Source organism: Streptomyces fulvoviolaceus (genome assembly GCF_000718165.1).
Lineage (GTDB): Bacteria > Actinomycetota > Actinomycetes > Streptomycetales > Streptomycetaceae > Streptomyces > Streptomyces fulvoviolaceus.
Genome location: NZ_JOEY01000036.1, coordinates 59,887 through 77,197, shown reverse-complemented (window position 1 = coordinate 77,197; position 17,311 = coordinate 59,887). Strand labels below are relative to the sequence as shown.

At 69.4% G+C, this 17,311-nt stretch carries 15 protein-coding genes; 1 reads left to right on the top strand and 14 read right to left on the bottom strand.

The window, feature by feature from the left end; all coding sequences use genetic code 11:
• Positions 1-16: 16 nt before the first annotated feature.
• The 7 genes from rplS to proS all read right to left on the bottom strand — a co-directional run bounded on the left by rplS (position 17) and on the right by proS (position 5,209).
• The gene (gene rplS, locus IG08_RS0134295) at positions 17-367 is read right to left on the bottom strand and encodes a 50S ribosomal protein L19 (protein WP_030611690.1); all 351 of its coding nucleotides are present in this window, start codon (positions 365-367) and stop codon (positions 17-19) included.
• A 133-nt stretch (positions 368-500) separates the two neighbouring features.
• Positions 501-1,334 (bottom strand): tRNA (guanosine(37)-N1)-methyltransferase TrmD, encoded by an 834-nt coding sequence (gene trmD, locus IG08_RS0134290; protein WP_030611687.1) that lies wholly within the window; start codon positions 1,332-1,334, stop codon positions 501-503.
• Positions 1,334-1,909 (bottom strand): ribosome maturation factor RimM, encoded by a 576-nt coding sequence (gene rimM / locus IG08_RS0134285; protein ID WP_030611685.1) that lies wholly within the window; start codon positions 1,907-1,909, stop codon positions 1,334-1,336. The genes trmD and rimM overlap by 1 nt, the downstream gene beginning before the upstream one ends.
• An 84-nt stretch (positions 1,910-1,993) precedes the next feature.
• Positions 1,994-2,233 (bottom strand): RNA-binding protein, encoded by a 240-nt coding sequence (locus IG08_RS0134280; RefSeq protein ID WP_005479813.1) that lies wholly within the window; start codon positions 2,231-2,233, stop codon positions 1,994-1,996.
• Between the two features lie 2 nt (positions 2,234-2,235).
• Complete coding sequence (rpsP, locus tag IG08_RS0134275; RefSeq protein WP_030611680.1) at positions 2,236-2,655, bottom strand: 30S ribosomal protein S16; 420 nt, start codon at positions 2,653-2,655, stop codon at positions 2,236-2,238.
• Between the two features lie 274 nt (positions 2,656-2,929).
• Entirely contained in the window at positions 2,930-3,532 is a 603-nt protein-coding gene (locus tag IG08_RS0134270) for a hypothetical protein (protein ID WP_030611678.1), read from the bottom strand.
• A gap of 261 nt (positions 3,533-3,793) precedes the next feature.
• Positions 3,794-5,209 carry a proline--tRNA ligase gene (gene proS / locus IG08_RS0134265; protein WP_030611675.1) on the bottom strand — a complete coding sequence of 472 codons (1,416 nt, stop codon included), beginning with the start codon at positions 5,207-5,209 and terminating at the stop codon, positions 3,794-3,796.
• 199 nt (positions 5,210-5,408) lie between these two features.
• Here proS and IG08_RS0134260 point away from each other — a divergent pair, with 199 nt between their 5' ends.
• Positions 5,409-6,266: a methyltransferase type 11 gene (locus IG08_RS0134260; RefSeq protein WP_052424980.1), complete on the top strand. Its 858-nt coding sequence runs from the start codon at positions 5,409-5,411 to the stop codon at positions 6,264-6,266.
• 28 nt (positions 6,267-6,294) lie between these two features.
• Here IG08_RS0134260 and ftsH read toward each other — a convergent pair whose 3' ends face one another.
• The 7 genes from ftsH to nsdA all read right to left on the bottom strand — a co-directional run bounded on the left by ftsH (position 6,295) and on the right by nsdA (position 17,291).
• Complete coding sequence (gene ftsH, locus IG08_RS0134255; protein ID WP_030611669.1) at positions 6,295-8,235, bottom strand: ATP-dependent zinc metalloprotease FtsH; 1,941 nt, start codon at positions 8,233-8,235, stop codon at positions 6,295-6,297.
• Positions 8,236-8,341: 106 nt separating this feature from the next.
• Positions 8,342-9,895, bottom strand: a complete 1,554-nt coding sequence (gene ffh / locus IG08_RS0134250; protein WP_030611666.1) for a signal recognition particle protein — start codon at positions 9,893-9,895, stop codon at positions 8,342-8,344.
• 118 nt (positions 9,896-10,013) lie between these two features.
• Positions 10,014-12,467 (bottom strand): [protein-PII] uridylyltransferase, encoded by a 2,454-nt coding sequence (locus IG08_RS0134245; RefSeq protein ID WP_030611663.1) that lies wholly within the window; start codon positions 12,465-12,467, stop codon positions 10,014-10,016.
• Between the two features lie 25 nt (positions 12,468-12,492).
• The gene (locus IG08_RS0134240; RefSeq protein ID WP_006379495.1) at positions 12,493-12,831 is read right to left on the bottom strand and encodes a P-II family nitrogen regulator; all 339 of its coding nucleotides are present in this window, start codon (positions 12,829-12,831) and stop codon (positions 12,493-12,495) included.
• Positions 12,828-14,162, bottom strand: a complete 1,335-nt coding sequence (locus tag IG08_RS0134235; RefSeq protein ID WP_030611657.1) for an ammonium transporter — start codon at positions 14,160-14,162, stop codon at positions 12,828-12,830. The genes IG08_RS0134240 and IG08_RS0134235 overlap by 4 nt, the downstream gene beginning before the upstream one ends.
• Positions 14,163-14,873: 711 nt before the next feature.
• Positions 14,874-15,503 (bottom strand): hypothetical protein, encoded by a 630-nt coding sequence (locus IG08_RS0134230; RefSeq protein ID WP_158812309.1) that lies wholly within the window; start codon positions 15,501-15,503, stop codon positions 14,874-14,876.
• Positions 15,504-15,803: 300 nt separating this feature from the next.
• Entirely contained in the window at positions 15,804-17,291 is a 1,488-nt protein-coding gene (nsdA, locus tag IG08_RS0134225) for a transcriptional repressor NsdA (RefSeq protein WP_030611652.1), read from the bottom strand.
• Positions 17,292-17,311: the final 20 nt, after the last annotated feature.

Sequence of the window (17,311 nt, the reverse complement as noted above, 5' to 3'; positions counted from 1 at the left end):
GGACCCTCTCGCGCGATCAGTTGTCGCGCTTCTCCTTGATCTTCGCGGCCTTGCCGCGCAGGTCGCGCAGGTAGTACAGCTTCGCGCGACGCACGTCACCGCGGGTGACGAGCTCGATCTTCTCGACGATCGGGGTGTGCACCGGGAAGGTGCGCTCGACGCCCACGGAGAACGAGACCTTGCGGACCGTGAAGGTCTCGCGGACACCGGCGCCCTGGCGACGGATGACTACGCCCTTGAACTGCTGCACACGGGAGCGGTTGCCCTCGATGACGCGGACGTGGACGTTGACGGTGTCACCCGGGCGGAAGGCCGGGACGTCGCTGCGCAGCGACGCGGTGTCGACGGAGTCGAGCAGGTGAGACATTTCGTCTGCTTTCTTCGCTGATGCCACAGGTCATCAACGGAAGTAGATGTTCTGGATGAGAGTCGTGCGGGTCGGGACGGGCGTCGTGTCCCCCTGTGGCAGGGGCGCAGTCCGGACGGTGCACAACAGCGACCTATTCTTCCATGCCTTCCAGCCTGCGCCAAAATCGGCCGTACGGCTCCCCCTGCGGGTCCGGCGCCCAGCCCAGGATGGAGAGCATTTCGCGGTCCTTCTTGTCGAAGGCCTTGGGGTCGCAGCGCTCGATGAGGTCGGGCCGGTTGGCTGTCGTACGCCTGAGGGCCTCGTCGCGGCGCCAGCGGGCGATCTTGCCGTGGTGGCCGCTGAGCAACACGTCCGGGATCCCCCGCCCGCGCCACTGGGGCGGCTTCGTGTAGACGGGCCCCTCCAGGAGGTTGGCCATGGCCCCGGGCGCGAACGAGTCGTCCCGGTGCGACTCCGCGTTGCCCAGGACACCGGGCAGCAGCCGCGCCACGGCCTCCGTGACGACGAGTACGGCCGCCTCGCCGCCGGCGAGGACGTAGTCGCCGATGGAGACCTCGTAGACCGGCATCCGGGTCGCGTACTCGTCGATGACACGGCGGTCGATGCCCTCGTAGCGCGCGGGCGTGAAGATCAGCCAGGGGCGCTCGGAGAGCTCCACGGCGAGTTCCTGGGTGAAGGGGCGGCCGCTGGGCGTGGGCACGATGAGCGCCGGCGCGTGGGAGCCCGTCTCGTAGCCGTCGGCGAGGGCGGAGTCCAGCGCGTCACCCCAGGGATCGGTCTTCATGACCATGCCGGGGCCGCCGCCGTACGGGGTGTCGTCGACGGTGTTGTGCCGGTCGTGCGTCCACGCGCGCAGGTCGTGCACGTGGACGTTGAGCTGTCCACGCGCGCGTGCCTTGCCGACGAGGGAGACGTTCAGAGGTTCGAGGTACTCGGGGAAGATCGTGACGACGTCGAGCCGCATTACGCCTCTTCCCCGGAGGAGTCAGAGGAGTCCTCGGAGGCGTCACGGGAGGACGCGATCTCCGCCTGGTCGTCGATCAGACCCGGCGGCGGGTCGATGACCGCCCGCTGCTCCTCCAGGTCGATCTCGATGACGATCTCCTCCACGAAGGGGATCATCACCTCGCTGCCGTCGGGCCGCTCCACGATGAACAGGTCCTGCGAGGGCAGGTGCGAGATCTCGGTGATACGGCCGACCTCCGCACCCTCCTTCGTCACCACGTCCAGGTCCATCAGCTGGTGGTCGTAGTACTCGTCCTCTTCCTCGGGGAGCACCTCCGGGTCCACCTCGGCGATCAGGAGGGTGTTGCGCAGGGCCTCGGCGCCGTTGCGGTCACGGACGCCCTCGAAGCGCAGGAGAAGCCGGCCGCTGTGGACACGGCCGGTCTCGATGGTGAGCGGACCCGTCGAGGCGGGGTCCGTCATCAGTACGGCGCCGGGTCCGAGCCTCAGCTCCGGCTCGTCGGTGCGGACCTCGACGGTGACCTCGCCCTTGATGCCATGGGCACGGCCGATACGAGCAACTACCAGCTGCACTGTGCTTGATCTCCTGTAGGTACGACTACGGGCCGGGGACGGCCCAGTGGCCCTCCCCGGCCCGAGCCGGTGCTGCGTTTGGCGTCAGCGGACGTGGTCCACGTCGACGAGGTCGACGCGGACACCGCGGCCGCCGATGGCGCCCACGACGGTGCGCAGGGCGCGTGCGGTGCGGCCGTTGCGGCCGATCACCTTGCCGAGGTCGTCGGGGTGCACCCGGACCTCGAGCACACGCCCGCGGCGCAGGTCGCGCGAGGCGACCTGCACATCGTCAGGGTTGTCGACGATGCCCTTCACGAGGTGCTCGAGAGCCTCCTCGAGCATGCTCAGGCCTCGGTCGACGCGGACTCGGCGGAGGCCTCGTCCTTCTTCTCAGCCTTCTTCTTCTGGGTGATGGCCTCACCCTTGCCCTCGTCGTCGCCACCGAGGGCGTCGAACACCGGGCGAGCGGCCTTCGGCTCGGCCACGAGCAGCGGAGCCGGGGCGGGCAGGCCCTTGAACTTCTGCCAGTCGCCGGTCAGCTTCAGGATGGCGAGGACGGGCTCGGTCGGCTGCGCGCCGACACTCAGCCAGTACTGCGCGCGGTCCGTGTCGACCTCGATGCGCGAGGGGTTCTGCACCGGGTGGTACAGACCGATCTCCTCGATGGCCCGGCCGTCACGGCGGGTACGGGAGTCGGCGACGACGATGCGGTAGTGAGGCGAACGGATCTTGCCCAGACGCTTCAGCTTGATCTTGACTGCCACGGGAGTGGGTTCTCCTGGTTTTGACGTGGTTGGGCACGGCGAGATTGCCGCGTGGGGTTGCGGTACCCGAGTGCCCGATGGACGCGTCAGCCGGAGGCGAGAGGGTTCCTGTGCGGCTGTCGAGTACAGCTAGCCATTGTGCCACACCCCGCGGCCCGCTTCCGACCGAGGTGCGCCGGGGCATGCCTGAGAGGCACCCGGCATTTCAGGTGCCCACAGGCCTCGCACGCCGGCTACGGCGTCCGGGGCGCGGCTGCCACGAGCAGCCGCGTCCTCAGCTCGCCGCGGCCCCCACGACCTCCGGGATCCGGAACGGCTTCCCGCACCCCCCGCACACGATCGGCGCCTGGGCCAGTACCGACGGGACGACCCGTACGTTACGACCGCAGTCGCAGACCGCCTTCACGCGCACACCGCCCCCGGAGGAGCCGTGGCGAGCGGCCGGGCCGCGGAAGGAACGGGCGGTGTCGGCGGAGGTGGCTGCCGTGTGGGCCTTCAGGGCGCGCTGGAGCCGCTCGATGGTCGGGCGGTAACGGCGCTTCGCCTCGGGGGTGAGCGTGACCAGCGAGAAGCCGCTGCTGGGGTGCGGCTCCTCGGGGTGGTCCAGGCCCATCTCCTCGGCGATCGCGAGGAATCTGCGGTTGTGGTAGCGGCCGGCGCGGGAGGTGTCGCGGATGCCTCGCGCGGCGGCGATGCCGTGGACTGCCTCGTGAAGCAGTCGCTCGAAGGAGAGCTCGTGACCGCACGCGGACGACGACTCCCCGATCAGGGACTCTGGCGCGGCAAGGTCCGGCAGTTCGGGGTGGTACCGCTGAATATCGGCCCACGCCTCTGCCAGCTCTGCGGCGAGAACAGGTGGTGTCTGTGTCGTGCTCACGTAATGACAACGAGCCAGAGTGCCGCTGTGTTCCTATTCCGGGCCATCCCAAATAATTTGCACGTACCCGTCAGTTGCCGCTGATGCGTCCGGACCAGGGGTAGTGCGCTGATCTGCGGAGAAGCCTCACAGCTCATACCAAGCTGGTGCGTAGTCTGACGTACGCCCCGGCGCGTAGATCGCGTCCACGGGCCGGTGCGGCTGTGGCCGGCAGGTGCGCAAGAGGTGTTTCGGTCGCTCTCCCACCGGAAGGGCCCTGCCTCAGTAAGCGCGCGCGACGACCGCGACGTTACCCGGGGTGTCTTCGGCGTCGGGCACCGACCCGTCCTCGGCGACCAGACACCGTACGGTCACCGCGTGCTCCCCCAGCCTGACCTCGCCCTCTTCGCCGAGGTTCGCCCAGGGAATGCGCGCCCAGCCGCCGGCGACGGTGGCCTCCACGGCCTCCTCGATCGTCGACACCTCGGACGTACGGGACTCGCGGCGCTCGCGGGACTGGGTCAGCAGGAGCGCCTGGTCCTCCTCGAGAACGGTGGGCAGCAGCCGTACGAGAGACTCGATGGCGACCGGCTCCTTGCCGCCCGGGATCCGCCGCGCCAGCATCGCGGTGCCGTTCTCCAGGTCACGGGGCCCGACCTCGATCCGTACGGGGACTCCCTTGAGCTCCCAGTCGACCGCGCGGCGGCCGAAGGGGGTGTCGGTGCGGTCGTCGACGTGGACGCGGAGGCCGGCCGCGGTCAGCCGATCGCCGATTTCGCGGACCTTGGCCAGAACCGGTTCGTCGCCCTTGATCGCGAGGACGACGACCTGGGTCTGCGCCAGGCGCGGCGGGACACGGAGGCCGTTGTCATCTCCGTGAGTCATCACGAGGGCGCCGATCATGCGGGTCGTCGAGCCCCAGGAGGTCTGCCAGACGAGTTCCTGTGTGCCTTCCTTCGACAGGTACGAGGTGTTGAAGGCCCTGGCGAAGTTCTGGCCCAGCTCGTGGCTGGTGGCCATCTGCAGGGCCTTGCCGTCGCCCATCATCCCTTCGAGCGTGAGGGTGTTGATCGCGCCGGCGAAGCGCTCCTTGACCGTCTTGCGGCCGGGGACGACGTCCATGGCGAGGACGTTCACCATGAAGTCCTCGTAGACCTGGCGGTGGATGTGCGAGGCGAAGTCGCGCGCGTCCTCGTACGTGGCGTGTGCGGTGTGGCCCTCCTGCCACAGGAACTCGGTCGTACGGAGGAACAGCCGCGGCCTGAGCTCCCAACGCACCACGTTCGCCCACTGGTTGATCAGCAGTGGCAGGTCGCGGTAGCTCTGCACCCACTTCGAGAAGTAGTCGTTGATGATCATCTCGGAGGTGGGACGGACGACCGCGGGCTCCTCCAACTCCTTGCCGCCGCCGTGCGTGACCACCGCCAGCTCGGGCGCGAAGCCCTCGACATGGTCTGCCTCGCGCGCGAAGTACGACTGCGGGATCAGCAGCGGGAAGTACGCGTTCTGGGTGCCCGTCGCCTTGATGCGGGCGTCCATCTCGGCCTGCATCCGCTCCCAGAGGCCGTACCCGTACGGTCGGATCACCATGGTGCCGCGCACCGGACCGTTGTCCGCCAGCTCGGCCTTGGCGACCAGATCCTGGTACCAGCGGGGGAAGTCGTCCGCCTGTGGCGTGAGTACGGGGGCCTTTGCCATGGCGCGATGTTACGGGGCCACGTTGCAGGGGTGTGAATTCTTTTCGCCCGCACAGCCAACCCACAAGCCGGGCCCGACAGCCTATGGACGAGCGGTCGAGTGCGGAGTTACCTGGCATACGGGGGGAGTGCGAGCGCACTGCACGGGGGCCACGGAAACGGGCACAGCGGTAACTCTCGGCGGATTGGGGCGCTTACTTATGACACCTACGCTCGTGCGGCAGCACCTGTCTCATACGGGAGAGGCGTCCCGTGTGGACCGCGGTGCACGCGCGCGTGACTGGTCCGAGATCCAGGAGCGGATGCTGGTTCCGCTCTACGAGGCCGTCTACGAGCGACTGGAAGTGGGCCCCGCGACGCGGCTGTTGGGCCTCGGCTGCGGCAGTGGGCTCGCCCTGCTGATCGCCGCCTCCCGGGGCGCCGCGGTCAGCGGTGTCGACTCCTCCTCTCCCGAACGGCTGGCCCTCGCGCGGGAGCGGCTGCTGCCGGAGAAGTGGGACACGCGCGCGCGTGCCGGCGCCCGGCTCGTCTGCGGACCGCCCGAGGACGCGGCCGGCGCGGAGGCGCCCGCGTTCACCCTGGTGACCGCGTTCGAGCCCATCGGGTGTCTCGCGGGCGACTCGGAGGGGCTCGGTGAACTTCTCGCCTCGGCGGTGCCGCTCGCCGGGCGGGGGGCGCCCGTGGTGCTCGCCGGCTGGGGTCCGCCGGAACGTTGCGCCACGTCGTCCGTGCTGCGGGTGGCCACCAAGCTGGCGGATCCGCTGCGCAGCACGGGCAGTTGGCGCCCCGCCCTGCGGGACGACCTGGAGGAGGTCGCCCAGCGGGCCGGTCTCAAGCCGGACGGCTCCGGGCGGGTGGCCTGTCCCTTCGGGTACGCCGGTCTGGACAGCGCCCTCAGGGGACTTCTGTCGACCGGTCTCTTCGACGCGGCGATCTCCGCGACGGACCAGGCCCAGGTGGACAAGGAGGTGACGGAGGCGCTGCATCCGTATCGGCGGCGGGACGGGACGGTGTGGATGCCGAACGTGTTCCGGTATCTGATCGCGCGGATTCCCTAGGGCCGGCCAGGCCCTAGGCGTCCGTGCCCTAGGCGTCCGTGCCCTTGGTCGACCGGGTGATCCCCGCGATCCGGTACGCGTCCGCCTCCTCCAGCGTCTCGTTGGCCAGCAGTGCCTGCGCGAGGGCGTCCAACTGCCCGCGGTGGTCGCGCAGTTTGCGGCAGGCCTCGTCATAGCACTCGTCGACGATCCGGCGCATCTCGTGCTCGATCACGTCCAGGGTCTGCGGGGCCGCCGAGAGGCCGTACGCCTGCTGGGCGTCGCTGGGTAGCGCGGACAGCCGGCCGACGCGCTCGCTCATGCCCCAGCGGGCGACCATGCCGCGCGCGATGTTGGTGACCTGTTCGAGGTCGTTCTCCGCACCGGTGGTGATGACGTCGTAGACGACGTGTTCCGCGGCCATGCCGCCGAGGGCGCCGATGATGCGGCCGCGCAGGTACTGCTCGGTGTACGCGTACCTGTCCGCGTCCGGCGTCGACAGCGTCACGCCGAGCGCCCTCCCGCGCGGGACGATGGTGATCTTGCGGACCGGGTCGGCGCCGGGCTGCAGCATGCCGAGCAGGGCGTGTCCGCTCTCGTGGTAGGCGGTGCGCCGGCGTTCCTCCTCGGGCATCACCAGCGGGCGTTCCGCGCCCAGTTGCACCTTCTCCAGGGCCTCCGAGAGGTCGGTCTGCGTCACCTGCTCCTGCTTGCGCTTGACCGCGAGCAGGGCCGCCTCGTTGGCGAGGTTGGCCAGTTCGGCGCCGGTCATGCCCGGGGTCGTACGGGCGACCTGGGCCAGGTCGACGCCCTCGGCGAGCGGGATCTCGCGGGTGTGGATCTCCAGAATGGCCTCGCGGCCGCCCCGGTCCGGGGGCGAGACCATGACCACCCGGTCGAAGCGGCCGGGGCGGGTCAGGGCCGGGTCCAGGACGTCGGCGCGGTTCGTCGCCGCGATGACGATCACGCCCTCGGAGCCCGAGAAACCGTCCATCTCGGTGAGGATCTGGTTCAGCGTCTGTTCGCGCTCGTCGTGGCCGCCCATGCCGGAGCCGCCGCCGCGGGCCCGGCCGATGGTGTCGATCTCGTCGATGAAGATGATCGACGGGGCCACCTTGCGCGCCTCGGCGAACAGTTCACGCACGCGTGAGGCGCCCACACCGACGATCATCTCGATGAACTCGGAGGCGGACGCGGAGAAGAAGGGCACGCCCGCCTCACCGGCGACCGCCCGCGCGAGCAGCGTCTTTCCGGTGCCGGGAGGCCCTGCCAGCAGCACACCGCGCGGCATCTTGGCGCCCATCCTGCGGTAGGCGTCCGGGTTCTTGAGGAAGTCGACGACGTCGTTGAGCTCGCCCTCGACCTCGTCGATGCCCGCCACGTCCTGGAAGGTCGTGCGCTTCTCCCCCGACTCCAGCTCGACCGGCTTGGGCGGGGCCTTGCGCCCGAGCATGCCGCCCGCGCCACCCATGCCCGCGCTCATCCGCCGCGCGATGAAGATCCACAGCACGACCAGCAGCAGCATCGGGGCCAGCGAGATCAGCAGGTTGGACAGGAAGCTGCGCTGCTGGACGACGGGCTCCGCCGTGACGGTGACGCCGTGCTTGGTCAGGTCCTCCCAGAGCTGGTCGTCCGCGAAGGTCGGCCGCTCGGTCTTGAACTTGGTGTAGGTGCCGTCGCCCTCGGGGTTGTCCTGCTTCTTCTTGAGCTGGCCCTGGATGGCGTCGCCCTTGGCGTAGATCTTGGTGACGTTGCCGTCGTCGACCTGCTTACTGAACTCCGTGTACGAGATCGTCGGCTCGTCGCCGTCGTTGAAGAAGGACAGCACGAGGTTGGCGATCAGGAACACGACCAGCGCGGCGGCGACCAGGCTCCACCAGCCGCCGCGCGGCCTGCGCCCGCCCGACGGCGGCTTCGACGGCTCCTCGGGCGTGCCCTCGGTACGCCAGGGCTGGTCGGGGGCCTTGCGCGGCGGCACAGGGTTGGTCATATCCGGACGTTACGACAGGAAACCCTCGCCAGCATGTGCGCTTACGGCGCTGGGGGCACCCCCTGCAACAGGGGGCGCCCCCAGCGCCGTAGCCAAGTCAGGACGGTCAGCCCATGAACTTCTTGAACTCGTCCGGCAGCTCGAAGTCCTGCGGGGCCTGCTGGCCCGGCACACCGAAGGCGTTGCCGCCCTGAGCGGCCGCCGCGCGCCGCGCGGCCTCCTCCTGCTCCTGCTGCTTGCGCTTCATCGGGTTGCCCGAGCGCTGCTTGCCCTTGGCCTGCTTCGGCTGCTTCTTCGACCGGCCGGGGCCGCCGCCCATGCCCGGAGCCCCCGGCATGCCCGGCATACCGCCGCCCTGGGCCATGCGGGACATCATCTTGCGGGCCTCGAAGAACCGCTCGACCAGGTTCTTCACGGCGCTGACCTCGACGCCGGAGCCCTTGGCGATACGGGCGCGGCGGGAGCCGTTGATGATCGTCGCGTCCTGGCGCTCGGCCGGGGTCATCGACTTGATGATCGCGGCCGTGCGGTCGACGTCCCGCTCGTCGAGGTTGTTGATCTGGTCCTTGATCTGACCCATGCCGGGAAGCATGCCGAGCAGCTTGCTGATGCTGCCCATCTTCCTGACCTGCTCCATCTGGGCCAGGAAGTCGTCCAGGGTGAAGTCCTGGCCCTTCTTGGACGCCAGCTTGGAGGCCATTTTCTCGGCCTCTTCCTGACTGAACGTCTTCTCCGCCTGCTCGATCAGGGTGAGCAGGTCACCCATGTCGAGAATGCGGGAAGCCATCCGGTCAGGGTGGAAGGCGTCGAAGTCCTCGAGCTTCTCGCCGTTCGACGCGAACATGATCGGCTTGCCGGTCACGGACGCGATCGACAGGGCGGCACCACCGCGGGCGTCACCGTCGAGCTTGGAGAGGACCACGCCGTCGAAGCCGACGCCGTCGCGGAAGGCCTCGGCGGTGTTGACCGCGTCCTGACCGATCATCGCGTCGACGACGAAGAGGATCTCGTCGGGGCTGACCGCGTCCCGGATGTCCGCGGCCTGCCGCATCATGTCCTGGTCGATGCCCAGGCGGCCGGCGGTGTCCACGATCACGATGTCGTGGACCTTGGACTTCGCGAACTCGATGGAGTCCTTGGAGACCTTGACCGGGTCACCGACGCCATTGCCCGGCTCGGGCGCGTAGACCGCGACGCCGGCGCGCTCGGCGACGACGCTCAGCTGGTTCACGGCGTTCGGGCGCTGGAGGTCGGCGGCGACGAGCAGCGGCGAGTGGCCCTGCTCCTTCAGCCAGCGGCCGAGCTTGCCCGCGAGGGTGGTCTTACCGGCACCCTGCAGACCCGCGAGCATGATCACGGTCGGCGGCTGCTTGGCGAAGCGCAGACGGCGGGTCTCACCGCCGAGGATCGTGACGAGCTCCTCGTTCACGATCTTCAGGACCTGCTGGGCGGGGTTCAGCGCGCGCGAGACGTCGGACCCGAGGGCGCGCTCCTTGACGTTCTTGATGAACGTGCGCACGACGGGCAGGGCGACGTCGGCCTCGAGGAGCGCGATGCGGATCTCGCGCGCCGTGGCGTCGATGTCCGCTTCGCTCAAGCGCCCCTTGCCGCGCAAGTTCTTGAAGGTCGCTGAAAGGCGATCGGAAAGAGTATCGAACACGGCGGCGTCGGTCCTCGGAGTCGGGGGCAGTCTGAGCGTCTTCCAGGGTATCTGGCCCCGCAAGAGAATCGTCCCCGCCCGCTGCACGCAGTGGGCGGGGACGGGAAATACCGTGCGGTCACGCCCGCAGCGTCTCCTCCAGCTTCCGCACCACCGAGGAGGCCTCGTCGCCGGGCAGCGGCGTCCCCTCCGGTCCGGTCACATAGAAGGCGTCGACGGCGTTCGCCCCGAGCGTGCTCACATGCGCACTGCGCATCCGCACCCCCGCGTCCTCCAGCGCCCGCCCGATCCGGAACAGCATCCCCGGTGCGTCCTGTGCGCGGACCTCGATCACCGTGGCCAGCCGGGACGCGGCCGGGTGGACCGTCACGCGCGGCGGCGGTGCCACGACACCCCGGCGGCGCGGGTACGCGGCGTCGCGTTCGGCGAGGCGGGCCGCGATGTCCAGGGAGCCGTCCAGGGCGCGGACGAGGTCGGCGCGCAGGCGGGCGGCCTGGGGCAGGGAGCCGTACTGGGCGGCGACCCGCCAGTTGAGCAGCAGGACCGAGCCCTCGACGCCGTCGGGCAGGTCGAGGGCGCTCAGTTCGGCGGTGCGGACCGTCAGCCGGTGCATGGCCAGCACTCCGGCGACCGCGGGCAGCACGCCCGGCTGGTCCGGTACGGCGATGAGGAGCTCCACGCCGAGCGGCTCGGGATCCCCGAGCGGCTGGTCCTCCGCGAGAGTCGGCGGCTCGGTCTGCGCGCGCAAGGACAGCACCGGGCCACCGGTCGCGACGGCCTCGATCGCGAGCCGCTCCTGCTCGGCGGTGGGCGCGGCGGCCTCGGGCTCGTCCAGGTCGTCCCCGGCGAGGACGGCGGCGACCCGCTTCACCAGGTCGGTGACCAGGGATCCGCGCCAGGACGACCAGGCGGCGGGCCCGGTGGCGAGGGCGTCCGCCTCGGTCAGCGCGTGCAGCAGTTCCAGGGTGCCCTGCGAGCCGACCGCGTCGGCGACCGAACGGACCGTCGCCGGGTCCTCCAGGTCGCGGCGGGTGGCCGTGTCCACCAGCAGCAGGTGATGGCGTACGAGAGTGGAGAGCACCGTCACGTCGTCGCGGTCGAAGCCGATGCGCGCGGCCACGTCCTTGGCGATGATCTCGCCGGCCACCGAGTGGTCACCGGGCCAGCCCTTGCCGATGTCGTGCAGCAGCGCGGCGACCAGGAGGAGGTCGGGGCGGTGCACACGGCGGGTGAACTCGGAGGCGCGGACGGCCGTCTCGATCAGATGCCGGTCGACGGTCCAGATGTGCACGGCGTTGCGCTGCGGACGGCAGCGGACCCGCTCCCAGTCGGGCAGCAGCCGGGTGATCAGGCCCTCGGCCTCCAGCGCCTCCCAGACCTCGACGGTGGGGCGGCCGGAGCCGAGCAGGGTGACGAGCTGTTCGCGCGCCTCGGCGGGCCAGGGCGTGGGCAGGGGGCGCACGTTGGCGGCCATGCGCCGTACGGCGTGCAGGGAGAGCGGGAGTCCGGCCTGCGCGGCGGCGGCCGCGGCGCGCAGGGGAAGGACGGGGTCGCGCTCGGGGCGCGCGGCGCGGGCGAGCACCACCTCGCCGTCCTGCTCGACCACGCCTTCGGCCAGCGGGGAGCGCTCGGTGACCGGCTTGCCGCCCCCGAGCATGGCGCGCAGACGCGGCCGCACGGCGCGCGATCGCAACACACGCCCCACTTCACGCCAGGTGACATCGCTCGCATACGAGATGACACGCGCCGCCTCGTACACCTGCCGCAGGAGCGTGTCGGCGTCGAGGAGGCCGAGCTCGGCCGCGACCTGGTCCTGCTCCTGGAGCGCGAGCCGGTCGGTCGCACGCCCGGTCGTGAGGTGCAGCGCGTCGCGCACGTCGAGCAGCCGGCGCCGGGCGTCGTCGAGGCCCTCGCGCGGGGCGTCGGCCAGCCAGGAGGCGGCGACGGCACGCAGAGCGGTGGCGTCCCTCAGCCCACCCCGGGCTTCCTTGAGGTCCGGCTCCAGCAGGTACTGCAGCTCCCCCTGGCGCTCGGCGCGCTCGGCGCACAGCTCCTGGAGCTCGGGGAGACGTTTCGGCGCCTGGTTGCGCCAGTCGGCGAGGACGGCCGTACGCAGGCCGGCGGTGAGGCCGAGGTCGCCCGCGAGGTGGCGGGCGTCGAGGAGACCGAGTTGGACTTTCAAGTCCTCCGCGGCCGTCTTGCGGGCCTCGGCGGGTGTACGCACCGAGTGGTCGAGGGCGAGGCCGAGATCCCAGACGGGGTACCAGATGCGGTCCGCCAGGGCGGCGACCGCGTCGGAGTCGCTGCCGTCGTGCAGCAGGAGCAGGTCCAAGTCGCTGCGCGGGGACAGCTCGCCGCGGCCGTAGCCGCCTACGGCGATCAGAGAGACGCCGCGCAGCGCCTCGGCGCCCGCGTTGAACAGGCCCGACAGCCAGTCGTCCGTCAGTTCGGACAGGGCAGCACGGCGCGGCGGCCCGGACCGCGCCCCCTCTTGGAGGAGGCGCAGCCGGGCCGCCGCGTAGCCGCTGGGTCCCGAGTCTTCTGCATCCTTACGCACGTCCGTACTCGACACCCAGTGACTCCTGTCGTTTCTTCTGTTAGAGCGCGTCCGGGCCGCGCTCGCCGGTCCGAACCCGTACGGCCGTCTCGACCGGGAGGGACCAGACCTTGCCGTCACCGATCTTGCCGGTACGGGCCGCCTTGACGATGACGTCGATCAGACCCTCGGCGTCGTCGTCCTCGGCGAGGACCTCGATGCGGATCTTGGGAACCAGGTCCACGGTGTACTCGGCACCGCGGTAGACCTCGGTGTGGCCCCGCTGACGACCGTAGCCGCTCGCTTCGGTGACCGTCAGGCCGTGGACCCCGAAGGCCTGGAGGGCTTCCTTGATCTCGTCGAGCCGGTGGGGCTTCACGACGGCGGTGATGAGCTTCATGCATCCACCTTCTTGGCAGTGTCCGCGACCGGGGCCGCGGTCCGGGCAGCACCGCCGCCGGCGCCGCTGAAGTCGTATGCGGTCTCGGCGTGCTCGGCCTGGTCGATACCGGCGACCTCGTCATCCTCGGAGACCCGCATACCGATGGTCTTGTCGAGGATGAAGGCGAGGATCGCGGAGACGATCAGCGAGTAGGCGAGGACGGCGAAGACACCGGCGCACTGCTTCCACAGCTGGTCGAAGGAGTGGTTGCCGTAGAAGACACCCGTCGCGGTCGACTGCCCCTTGCCGCTGGCGAAGAAGCCGATCAGCAGGGAGCCGACGACACCGCCGACCAGGTGGACGCCGACGACGTCCAGGGAGTCGTCGTAGCCGAACTTGTACTTCAGGCCGACGGCCATGGCGCACAGCAGACCGGCGATGGCGCCGACGGCGATCGCGCCCATCGGAGTGACCGCACCACCCGAGGGGGTGATGGCGACCAGACCGGCGACCGCACCGGAGGCGGCACCCAGCGTGGTGAACGCGCCGTGGCGGATCTTCTCGTAGATCAGCCAGGCCAGCATGGCGGCGGCGGTGGCGACCTGCGTGTTGACGAACATCAGGGAGCCGACGCCGTCGTCGTTGCCCAGCCACGAGCCGGCGTTGAAGCCGAACCAGCCGAACCACAGCAGACCGGCACCGAGCATGACCAGCGGGAGGCTGTGCGGGCGCATCGGGTCCTTCTTGAAGCCGACGCGCTTGCCGATGACCAGGATCACGCCGAGCGCCGCGGCACCCGCGTTGATGTGGACCGCCGTACCACCGGCAAAGTCGATCACACCGAGGTCGAAGGCCCAGCCGCCCTCACCCCATACCCAGTGGGCGACGGGGAAGTAGACGACCGTGGCCCACAGCGCGATGAACAGCGCCCACGCGCTGAACTTCACACGGTCCGCGAGAGCACCGCTTATCAGGGCGGGCGTGATGATCGCGAACATCAGCTGGAAGACCATGAAAGCGAGGAGCGGGATGTTGTACGTACCCCACAGCTCGCCCTTGTCGACCCCGCTGAGGCCGAGCCAGTCGGAGTTCCAGCCGATGATGTGGCCGGAGTCGGTGCCGAACGCCATGGAGAAGCCGTACAGCACCCACAGGATGGTGACGATCCCCAGGCTGATGAAGCTCATCATCAGCATGTTGAGGGTGCTCTTGACGCGGACCATGCCTCCATAGAAGAAGGCCAGGCCCGGTGTCATCAGCATCACCAGGGCGGAACAGATGAGCATGAAACCTGTGTTGGCGGGCGACAGCTCTACCTTGTCTGCCGCCATCATGATGGCTGGTGCCATCGGCGTCTCCTCGTTGTTGGTACGGCCCCGTGCGGGCGAAGCCTGAGCGGATTGAGGGGTGGGCCGGTTATGCGCCATGAGATTGGCGCAGCGCCGTTTCGGTGGAAGCCCCTCGTTGTTTCGCGGCCGTGACGAAGGCGCCCTGTGTGTTACGCATTGATGAACTGCGAGATGTTCGACTGCGCGATCGTTATCGTGGCGCAACCTTCCGGGGAAAGGCCGCAGCGGCCTTCCGGCAGCCCCGCGCGGGGACAGAGGGTCGAGCCAGACAGTTCGGGAGGGCCGGCCGGGGCTCAGGGGTTGTACGCGGTCTCAGACCACCTCGGCGATCTCGGGCAGCTTGGCTTCGAGCCGCTCCGCCCCCACTGCCCGCCACATCAGAAGTTCGGCCGGGGAGGCAGGTCGGGCCTCGGCCGGCCATGTGAGCCAGGCCGCGGCAGAAGCCGGCCTCCATCGCATACAGCATCGGTGGTGTACCGACAGGTAGGTACACCACCGTGGCGAGAAGGTCGGCAGTGGTGCGATACCGGACTGCCTGCCGTGAGATCCGCCCTTCCGGTTCGAGGAGGGGCCGTGTCTCGTGTACGACCAGGTACCGGGTCGATGAGGGACGACAGGACGCCCTTCCATGTCCGGCACCACGCATGAAGGGCCGGGCGGTCATGTGACCGACCCGGCCCTCGCGGCCTACAGAGCGCCAAGCGTGGAAGATCAGCATCCACCGTAGGTCTTGCACCAGAGCTTCACGCCCATCTTGTGCGCGAAGTCCTGCCACTTGTCGCGGGCAAACCGCTTGTTGAGCGAGTCCGGCACCGACGGATGTGTGACGTAAGCCCAGACGTGGAGTTTGAGGTAGTGCGTGTTCTTCTCGCTGTAATACTGGAAGTAGACCTTGGAGCCCTTACCGTCGAAGTGCCCCTGCTCCGCGGTGAAGTACCAGCCGTTGCTGATGCCGCCCTTGTGGTAACGGACAGGCGCGTTCTTGCAGACGAAGTAGGCGGCACACGCCTTGAGGTTGAGCTTCTGGTTCTCCGTGGGGTACTTCTTCGGCGCACCCTTGACGGGGAAGGTGCAGTTGAAGCAGTTGTGCAGCTCCTTGATCGCCAGGCTGGGCTTCCAGGCGACGCCGATGACTCGGGCATTGTTCGGCTTCACATAGAGGCGGTAGTCGTAGAGCTTGCGGGAGCTCTGAGCCGAAACGCTTCCCTGCGCCTCTACCGCAACGGCCTGAGTCGCGCTCGCCGTCCTCGTGACCGCGCCCGCGTCGGCCACCGGACCAAGCACGAACAGCACGGAGGCAATGCCTGCCACGAGAGCGGACAGGGCAGACTGGGTTCTCATGTTCATTTATCCCCGATTTTCCCCGGTTGATGGTCATGTGCCGAACGAGCTGGTCAACTCGACTTGTTCACAGGCTGATTTGCTCCTGCTTACCTCGGCACAGCGACAGTCACGCTAGCCACGCCAGCGCCACCGTTACCAGGTGCAAAACTCGAGCTTTACTGAACGATCAAGGTGCGATTACAGAAGCGACGCGCGAACCGGCCGCGGTCGGCCTTCCGATGACCTGGCATGGGGGAGCCGAGTCGGGCAGTTCGGGAGGGCCGGCCGCGGCCGGAGTTCAAGGGTTCCTCCGGGATTTCAGACCGCTTCCGCGGTCTCTGGCAGCTCGATGGCGAGCTTGTCCGTCAGGTCGACGACCTCGGCGAGATCACCGAAATCGCGTACGGCCGTGTCCACCGTCTTTCGAATACGAGTGTTGACCCGCTCGGAGCGGACCTTCTTGGCGATGTACATCGCCTGCTCGGCCAGCACCGTGCTCTGCTCGGGCTCCCGCTGCAGCAGGTGCACCGTGGCCATGCCGATGAGGTTCAGTGCGTACGACCGCTGGTGCTCGCCGTCCTTCGAGAAGAGCTCCACGCCCCGCTGCATCAGGGGCTCGGCCAGGGAGGCGTAGGTGGGGCTGCGGCCGGCGACGTAGGCCAGGTCGCGGAAGGAGTGGGAGTTCTCGCCGTACAGCTCGGCCTCGGAGAAGAAGCGGATCCAGTCGGGGTCCGGGTCGTCCCACTCGTCGGCGTCGGCGAAGGTGTCCTCGGCCATCCGGACCGCCCGCTTGCACTTGCCGGGCTGCCCCATGTTGGCGTAGGCGCGGGCCTCCATCGCATACAGCATCGACTGGGTGCGCGGGCTCGCGCAGTCCCGGCTGCCGTACTGCGCGAGGTGGATCAGTTCCAGCGCGTCCTCGGGCCGCCCGAGGTGGATCATCTGGCGGCTCATGCTGGAGAGGACGTACGAGCCGAGCGGCTTGTCGCCCGCCTCCTTGGCGGCGTGCAGGGCGAGGACGAAGTACTTCTGCGCGGTGGGCTGCAGCCCGACGTCGTACGACATCCAGCCGGCCAGTTCGGCGAGCTCGGCGGCGACCTTGAAGAGCTTGCGGGTGGTGGTCTCGGGCTGGGGTTCCTGGAGGAGGTCGGTGACCTCGTGCAGCTGGCCGACGACCGCCTTGCGGCGCAGCCCGCCGCCGCACTGGGCGTCCCACTGGCGGAACATCACCGTGGTCGACTCGAGGAGGTCCAGCTCGGGCCGGGAGAGCCTCCCGCCACGACGGGAGGCGGATTCGGGCTCGTGGTGCAGAGCCTGGGGCGCGGGCACGAGCCAGCGCTGCATGGGCTCGATGAGGGACGGGCCCGCGGACAGGGCCAGCGAGGTCCCGAGGAAGCCGCGCCGCGCCAGCATGAGGTCGCTGCGCGAGAACTCGCTGAGCAGAGCCACGGTCTGCGGGCCCGTCCAGGGCAGGTCGACTCCGGACGCGGAGGGTGACTGGCGGGCGGCGCGCAGACCGAGGTCCTCGACGGAGACGACGCAGCCGAACCGCTCGGAGAACAGCTCGGACAGGATCCTGGGGATGGGTTCGCGGGGGTTCTCACCGTCCAGCCAGCGGCGCACGCGCGAGGTGTCGGTGGAGATGTGGTTGGCCCCCAACTGGCGGGCCCGGCGGTTGACCTGGCGGGCGAGCTCGCCCTTCGACCAGCCGCTGCGCACGAACCACGAGGTGAGCAGCTCGTTGGGGCGCTTGTCAGCCTGCGCACCGCTCGCGGCGCTCGTCCCGCTTCCGCCGTTGCCGCCCACTGGAACGCCCCCATCCCTGA